The following is a 7,532-nucleotide window of genomic DNA, read 5'->3' as shown; positions in this document are numbered from 1 at the left end:
GGCGGGGCCGGGTGCCGTCGCGCTGTCCGGTGCCGTCGGCGTGTGCGGGCCGTGCGTGCCCGTCGCGGCGGCGCACGGCGTCGCGGGCCCGTCGCTGCCCGCCGTGCGGACCCGTCCGCTGCCCGTCGAGCGGCTGCCGTTCCCCTCGGCCCGCTCGAATGGTGAGACGCCGGTCCCACCCACTTGACAGGTGTGGCGCGGCAGGGGGAGGGTCAGTGCCATGCGCACCCGAATCCTCGTACTTGGACAGCGCGTCGGCTGAAGCAGAGCCCATGACGGCTCCGCGGAACCTCACCGACGCGCTCCCCTCGCTTGCCTTCTGGCACGGGGGGTTTTTTGTTGCACCGGCACAGCCCGACACCTTCGCTAAACCCCAGCCCTGAGAAGAGAATGCCGATGACCGAGCAGGCCACCGGGGCCCACCATCCGCAGCCGCGGGCCCGTAGCGGCGGAGCGCCTTCCGCCACCGTCGAACACCTCACGGGTGCGCAGTCCCTCATCCGCTCACTCGAAGAGGTGGGGGCCGACACCGTGTTCGGCATCCCCGGCGGCGCGATCCTCCCCGCGTACGACCCGATGATGGACTCGACCCGGGTCCGCCACGTACTCGTCCGCCACGAGCAGGGCGCGGGCCACGCGGCCGTCGGTTACGCGCAGGCCACCGGCAAGGTCGGGGTGTGCATGGCCACCTCGGGCCCCGGCGCCACCAACCTGGTCACCCCGATCGCCGACGCGCACATGGACTCCGTGGGGATCGTCGCGATCACCGGCCAGGTCGCGTCGAAGGCGATCGGCACGGACGCCTTCCAGGAGGCGGACATCGTCGGCATCACGATGCCGGTCACGAAGCACAACTTCCTGGTCAAGGAAGCGAAGGACATCCCGAGGACGATCGCCGAGGCGTTCCACATCGCGGGCACCGGCCGTCCCGGGCCCGTCCTCGTCGACATCGCCAAGGACGCGCTGCAGGCGCGGACCACGTTCTCCTGGCCGCCCGTGATGGACCTGCCGGGCTACCGTCCGGTGACGAAGCCGCACGCGAAGCAGATCCGCGAGGCCGCGAAGCTGATCGGCCAGGCCAAGCGCCCCGTGCTGTACGTGGGCGGCGGCGTGGTGAAGTCCGGCGCGACGGCCGAACTGCGGGTCCTCGCGGAGCTGACCAAGGCGCCCGTCACGACCACGCTGATGGCGCTCGGCGCGTTCCCCGACACCCACCCGCTGCACGTGGGCATGCCCGGGATGCACGGCGCGGTCACGGCCGTCACTGCGCTGCAGAAGGCCGACCTGATCGTGGCGCTCGGGGCCAGGTTCGACGACCGCGTCACGGGCAAGCTGGACAGCTTCGCGCCGTACGCGAAGATCGTGCACGCGGACATCGACCCGGCGGAGATCGGCAAGAACCGCGCCGCGGACGTGCCGATCGTCGGCGACGCGCGCGAGGTCCTCGCCGACCTGGTGCAGGCGGTGCAGGCCGAGCACACCGGCGGCACACTCGGCGACGCGGCCGCGAACGGCTACCAGGCGTGGTGGAAGGACCTGGACCGCTGGCGGCAGACGTACCCGCTCGGCTACGACCAGCCCGAGGACGGTTCGCTCTCCCCGCAGCAGGTCATCCAGCGCATCGGGCAGCTCGCGCCCGAGGACACCGTGTACGCGGCCGGCGTGGGTCAGCACCAGATGTGGGCGGCGCACTTCGTCGACTACGACAGGCCCGCCACGTGGCTCAACTCCGGCGGCGCCGGGACGATGGGGTACGCGGTGCCCGCCGCGATGGGCGCGAAGGTCGGCCGGCCCGGCTCCACGGTGTGGGCGATCGACGGCGACGGCTGCTTCCAGATGACCAATCAGGAGCTGACCACCTGTGCGCTGAACAACATCCCGATCAAGGTCGCCATCATCAACAACGGCGTCCTCGGCATGGTCCACCAGTGGCAGAACCTCTTCTACAACCAGCGTTACTCCCACACCACCCTGCGGGACGGCAACAACGCGGCGAGCAGGCCGAGCAGCGGCACGCGCGTCCCCGACTTCGTGAAGCTGTCGGAGGCCATGGGGTGCGTCGGGATCCGCTGCGAGTCACCCGACGAGCTCGACGCGGTGATCGCGAAGGCCAACGCCATCAACGACCGCCCCGTCGTGGTCGACTTCATCGTCCACGAGGACGCGATGGTGTGGCCGATGGTCGCCGCCGGCACGTCGAACGACGAGATCATGGCCGCCCTCGGCGTCCGTCCCGACTTCGGCGAAGCCTCCGACAACTGAGCCCGGCCAGAGCCGACCGAGAGACCAGAGAGACTCCCATGTCCACGAAGCACACGCTCTCCGTCCTGGTCGAGGACACGCCCGGCATCCTCGCCAGGATCGCCGCCCTGTTCTCCCGCCGGGGCTTCAACATCGACTCGCTCGCGGTCGGTGTCACCGAGCACCCCGACATCTCCCGCATCACGATCGTGGTGAACGTCGAGGACCTGCCGCTCGAACAGGTGACGAAGCAGCTCAACAAGCTGGTCAACGTCCTGAAGATCGTCGAACTCGAGCCCGGCGCCGCGATCCAGCGCGAGCTCGTGCTGGTGAAGGTCCGCGCCGACAACGAGACCCGCAGCCAGATCGTCGAGATCGTCCAGCTGTTCCGCGCCAAGACCGTGGACGTCTCCCCCGAGGCCGTCACCATCGAGGCCACCGGTTCGAGCGACAAGCTGGCCGCCATGCTGAAGATGCTCGAACAGTACGGGATCAAGGAGCTCGTGCAGTCCGGCACGATCGCCATAGGGCGCGGCGCGCGGTCCATCACGGACCGCAGCCTGCGCGCTCTCGACCGCAGCGCCTGACCCGCCACCGGCCCGCCCGCATGGCGAGACCGGACGTCCACCGACGGCGTTCCCGCCGTACGGTGAGACCCATCGCCTGCGACCACCGGCGGCCCCGTGCGATCACCCGCAACCAACCGCACCACAGTAAACGTGAACAAGGAGAAAACCCCGTGGCCGAGCTGTTCTACGACGACGACGCCGACCTGTCCATCATCCAGAACCGCAAGGTCGCGGTCATCGGCTACGGCAGCCAGGGCCACGCCCACGCGCTGTCGCTGCGCGACTCCGGGGTGGACGTCCGGGTCGGCCTGCACGAGGGATCCAAGTCCCGGGCGAAGGCCGAGGAGCAGGGCCTGCGCGTGGTGACGCCCGCAGAGGCGTCCGCCGAGGCCGACGTCATCATGATCCTCGTGCCCGACCCGATCCAGGCCAAGGTCTACGAGGAGTCCATCAAGGACAACCTCAAGGACGGCGACGCGATCTTCTTCGGGCACGGCCTGAACATCCGCTACGACTTCATCAAGCCGCCGGCCAACGTCGACGTGTGCATGGTCGCGCCGAAGGGCCCGGGCCACCTGGTGCGCCGCCAGTACGAGGAGGGCCGCGGCGTCCCGTGCATCGTGGCGGTCGAGCAGGACCCGTCGGGCAAGGGCCTCGAACTGGCCCTGGCGTACGCGAAGGGCATCGGCGGCACGCGCGCCGGCGTCATCAAGACGACGTTCACCGAGGAGACCGAGACCGACCTGTTCGGCGAGCAGGCCGTGCTGTGCGGCGGCACGTCGGCGCTGGTGAAGGCCGGCTTCGAGACGCTGGTCGAGGCGGGCTACCAGCCGGAGATCGCCTACTTCGAGTGTCTGCACGAGCTGAAGCTGATCGTCGACCTCATGTACGAGGGCGGCCTGGAGAAGATGCGCTGGTCGGTCTCCGAGACCGCCGAGTGGGGCGACTACGTCTCGGGTCCGCGCATCATCAACGACCAGACCAAGGCCGAGATGAAGAAGATCCTGGGCGAGATCCAGGACGGCTCGTTCGCCAAGACATGGATGGACGAGTACCACGGCGGTCTGAAGAAGTACAACGAGTACAAGAAGGCCGACGCGGACAGCCTGCTGGCGACCACGGGCGCCGAGCTGCGCAAGCTCATGAGCTGGGTGGACGACGCCGAGGCGTGAGCCGCGAGCGCGGGGCCGCCTTCCGCCGCTGTACGGCGGTGCGCGGCCCCGCGCCCAGGACGCGGGCGCCGTGCCGTACATGGCGCTTGCACGTATGAGTGATCCTTGTGCTCGAGTGGGTCGTGCCACCGGGCAACAGCACTAGACTCAGCACACACGCGTCGGGCCCACAGCGTCGTGCGTCTTCCACGCGGACGAGGGCGTGCAGCCATGATCCGGGACGGTCATGCCTGCGCCATCACGCCCCCGGCACCCCTCCACCGCCTGCGGCCTCTGGAACGGCCGTCCGCAATGGGACTTGTGAGGACACACGTGACCGCCAAACCCGTCGTACTCATCGCCGAAGAGCTGTCGCCCGCCACCGTCGACGCGCTCGGCCCGGACTTCGAGATCCGCCACTGCAACGGCGCCGACCGCGCCGACCTGCTGTCCGCGATCGCCGACGTCGACGCCATCCTGATCCGCTCGGCCACGAAGGTGGACGCCGAGGCCGTGGCCGCGGCGAACAGGCTGCGGGTCGTCGCCAGGGCCGGCGTCGGGCTCGACAACGTGGACGTCGCGGCCGCCACCAAGGCGGGCGTCATGGTCGTCAACGCGCCGACGTCCAACATCGTGACCGCCGCAGAGCTGGCGTGCGGCCTGCTGATCTCCACCGCGCGCAACATCCCGCAGGCCGACGCCGCCCTCAAGAACGGCGAGTGGAAGCGCTCGAAGTACACGGGTGTCGAGCTGAGCGAGAAGACGCTCGGCGTCGTCGGCCTCGGCCGCATCGGCGTGCTGGTGGCGCAGCGCATGGCCGCGTTCGGGATGCGGGTCGTGGCGTACGACCCGTACGTGCAGCCCGCGCGTGCCGCGCAGATGGGCGTCAAGCTGCTGACCCTCGACGAGCTGCTGGAAGCCTCCGACTTCATCACGGTGCACCTGCCGAAGACCCCGGAGACGATCGGCCTGATCGGCGACGAGGCGCTGCACAAGGTCAAGCCGACGGTCCGCATCGTCAACGCGGCGCGGGGCGGCATCGTCGACGAGGAGGCGCTGGCGTCGGCCCTCAAGGAGGGCCGCGTCGCGGCGGCCGGTCTCGACGTGTACTCGAAGGAGCCCTGCACGGACTCCCCGCTGTTCCAGTTCGACCAGGTCGTGGCGACGCCGCACCTCGGCGCGTCGACGGGCGAGGCGCAGGAGAAGGCGGGCGTCTCGGTCGCGAAGTCCGTGCGCCTCGCGCTCGCGGGTGAGCTCGTGCCTGACGCGGTCAACGTCCAGGGCGGCGTGATCGCCGAGGACGTGCGCCCGGGGCTGCCGCTCGCGGAGAAGCTCGGCCGTATCTTCACGGCGCTGGCGGGCGAGGTCGCCGTCAGGCTCGACGTCGAGGTGTGCGGCGAGATCACGCAGCACGACGTGAAGGTGCTCGAACTGTCCGCCCTCAAGGGCGTGTTCGAGGACGTCGTCGCGGAGACGGTGAGCTACGTCAACGCGCCGCTGTTCGCGCAGGAGCGTGGCGTCGAGGTGCGGCTGACCACGTCGAGCGAGTCGCCGAACCACCGCAACGTGGTGACGGTGCGCGGCACGCTGGCGGGCGGCGAGGAGGTCGCGGTCTCCGGCACGCTGGCAGGCCCCAAGCACCTGCTGAAGGTCGTCGCCATCGGCGAGTACGACGTGGACGTCGCGCTGGCCGACCACATGGTGGTGCTGCGTTACGAGGACCGTCCCGGTGTCGTCGGCACGGTGGGCCGGATCCTCGGCGAGGCCGGGCTCAACATCGCGGGCATGCAGGTGTCGCGCGCCGAGGAGGGCGGCGAGGCGCTGGTCGTCCTCACCGTCGACGACAACGTGCCGCAGCCGGTGCTCACCGAGATCTCCGAGGAGATCGGCGCTGCGTCGGCGCGTTCGGTCAACCTGACGGACTGACCCCTGGTGTGCTGAGGGGCCCGGCGATCCCGCCGGGCCCCTCAGCCGTTCCCGGGCACGCTTCGGTGCGCCCTCTGGGTCCTTTCGGGTCCCTGGTACGCGCGGAGGCTGCGTGCGGGCGGGTTCGTGGGCGACAGTAGGAGGGCGTGACCGGCACCAGCGCCGTCACCGTCCGCTGCCGGAAAGGGTGGGCCAGCCGTGCGACGTACCGCAGTGTGGACGGCCGCGACCGCGACCGTGATCCTCCTGGCCGCCGGGTGCGGCGGGCCGGGCGACGGCACCGGCGGGCCCGGCACGGGCACCGCGCCGCCGAGCCACACGTCGTCGCCCTCCACGGCGCCCTCGGCGTCGCCCTCAACGTCGCCCGGCGTGCCGCCGGCGAAGGGGTCGGTGAAGGTCCTCTCCACGGTGACCGAGAACCTGAAGTCGCCGTGGGGGCTGGCCGAGCTTCCGGACGGCGACCTGCTGGTGTCCTCGCGCGACAAGGGCACGATCACGCACGTCGACGTCAAGACCGGCCGCAAGACCGAGGTGGGCGCGGTGTCCGGGGTGTCCCCCGGCGGCGAGGGCGGGCTACTCGGGATCGCGCTGTCGCCGTCGTTCTCCTCGGACCACCTGGTCTACGCGTACTTCACCACGCAGTCCGACAACCGCATCGCCCGCATGACCTACGACCCGCACAAGCCCGCCGGCGAGCAGCTGGGCGCGCCCGACACCATCCTGCGCGGCATCCCCAAGGGGTTCATCCACAACGGCGGGCGGATCGCGTTCGGGCCGGACGGGATGCTCTACGCGGGCACCGGCGAGTCGGGCCACAGCGGGCTTTCGCAGGACAGGAAGTCGCTCGGCGGCAAGATCCTGCGCATGAGGCCGGACGGCTCGCCCGCGCCGGGCAACCCGTTCAAGGGCTCGGTGGTGTACGACCTCGGCCACCGCAACGTGCAGGGTCTCGCGTGGGACAGGGCCGGGCGGCTGTGGGCGTCCGAGTTCGGTCAGGACACCTGGGACGAGCTGAACCTCATCGAACCGGGGAAGAACTACGGCTGGCCGAAGGTCGAGGGCAAGGGCAACAAGCCGGGGTTCACCGACCCCGTGGAGCAGTGGCACACGGACGAGGCGTCGCCGAGCGGCATCGCGTACGTGGCCGGCTCGGTGTGGATGGCGTCGCTGCGCGGCGAGCGGCTGTGGCGCATCCCTCTGGACGGACGGGAATCCGCGGCGGCCCCTCAGGCGTTCCTGCGGGGGAAGTACGGCCGCCTGCGTACGGTGCTCTCGGCCGGAGGCAACAGGATGTGGCTGGTGACCAGCAACACCGATACGCGCGGCAAGCCGAAGCCGGGGGACGACAGGATCCTCCTGCTCCAGGTGCGCTGAGCGGGGAGCGGAAGGCGGGCGGGCCGTGTTCAACATGATCGAGAGCCTCTTCGCTCCGGGCCGTAAGCACACGGCCGAGGAGCAGAAGCGACTGGAGCTGACACGTGTGGACGTGGACGGCGCGGACCCGGGCCGCGGCCCGATAGACCTGGCGTCGGGCAAGGTCACGATCCGCCGTCCGCAGGCGGACGAGGACGAGACCGAGTCGTAGCCGCGACCGGCCGCGCGGCGCCACGCCCGCGTGCGGGCGCCTGCCCGCGGGCGCGCGGGC

At 70.6% G+C, this 7,532-nt stretch carries 7 protein-coding genes; all 7 read left to right on the top strand.

Features of this window, described 5'->3' with window-relative positions; translation table 11 throughout:
* Positions 1-187: hypothetical protein (locus tag JFN87_RS30845; protein WP_209345465.1), on the top strand; the 187-nt coding region annotated here is incomplete at its 5' end.
* Between the two features lie 209 nt (positions 188-396).
* Entirely contained in the window at positions 397-2,262 is a 1,866-nt protein-coding gene (locus JFN87_RS30840) for an acetolactate synthase large subunit (RefSeq protein ID WP_209345463.1), read from the top strand.
* A gap of 38 nt (positions 2,263-2,300) precedes the next feature.
* Positions 2,301-2,828 (top strand): acetolactate synthase small subunit, encoded by a 528-nt coding sequence (gene ilvN, locus JFN87_RS30835; RefSeq protein ID WP_209345461.1) that lies wholly within the window; start codon positions 2,301-2,303, stop codon positions 2,826-2,828.
* A 152-nt stretch (positions 2,829-2,980) separates the two neighbouring features.
* Positions 2,981-3,982 (top strand): ketol-acid reductoisomerase, encoded by a 1,002-nt coding sequence (gene ilvC / locus JFN87_RS30830; RefSeq protein WP_030900281.1) that lies wholly within the window; start codon positions 2,981-2,983, stop codon positions 3,980-3,982.
* 312 nt (positions 3,983-4,294) lie between these two features.
* Entirely contained in the window at positions 4,295-5,887 is a 1,593-nt protein-coding gene (gene serA, locus JFN87_RS30825; protein WP_209345459.1) for a phosphoglycerate dehydrogenase, read from the top strand.
* Positions 5,888-6,085: 198 nt separating this feature from the next.
* Entirely contained in the window at positions 6,086-7,261 is a 1,176-nt protein-coding gene (locus tag JFN87_RS30820; protein ID WP_209345457.1) for a PQQ-dependent sugar dehydrogenase, read from the top strand.
* A gap of 34 nt (positions 7,262-7,295) precedes the next feature.
* Complete coding sequence (locus JFN87_RS30815; protein ID WP_245182606.1) at positions 7,296-7,472, top strand: DUF6191 domain-containing protein; 177 nt, start codon at positions 7,296-7,298, stop codon at positions 7,470-7,472.
* The last annotated feature ends 60 nt before the right edge of the window (positions 7,473-7,532 follow it).

Source organism: Streptomyces montanisoli (assembly GCF_017813245.1).
Lineage (GTDB): Bacteria > Actinomycetota > Actinomycetes > Streptomycetales > Streptomycetaceae > Streptomyces > Streptomyces montanisoli.
This window is presented reverse-complemented; position numbering and strand designations above follow the sequence as displayed.

Excerpts from the sequence above, each read along its gene's own strand:
- JFN87_RS30840 (WP_209345463.1), top strand. The coding sequence starts at position 397 with ATGACCGAGCAGGCCACCGGGGCCCACCATCCGCAGCCGCGGGCCCGT.
- JFN87_RS30815 (WP_245182606.1), top strand. The coding sequence starts at position 7,296 with ATGATCGAGAGCCTCTTCGCTCCGGGCCGTAAGCACACGGCCGAGGAG.
- ilvN (WP_209345461.1), top strand. The coding sequence starts at position 2,301 with ATGTCCACGAAGCACACGCTCTCCGTCCTGGTCGAGGACACGCCCGGC.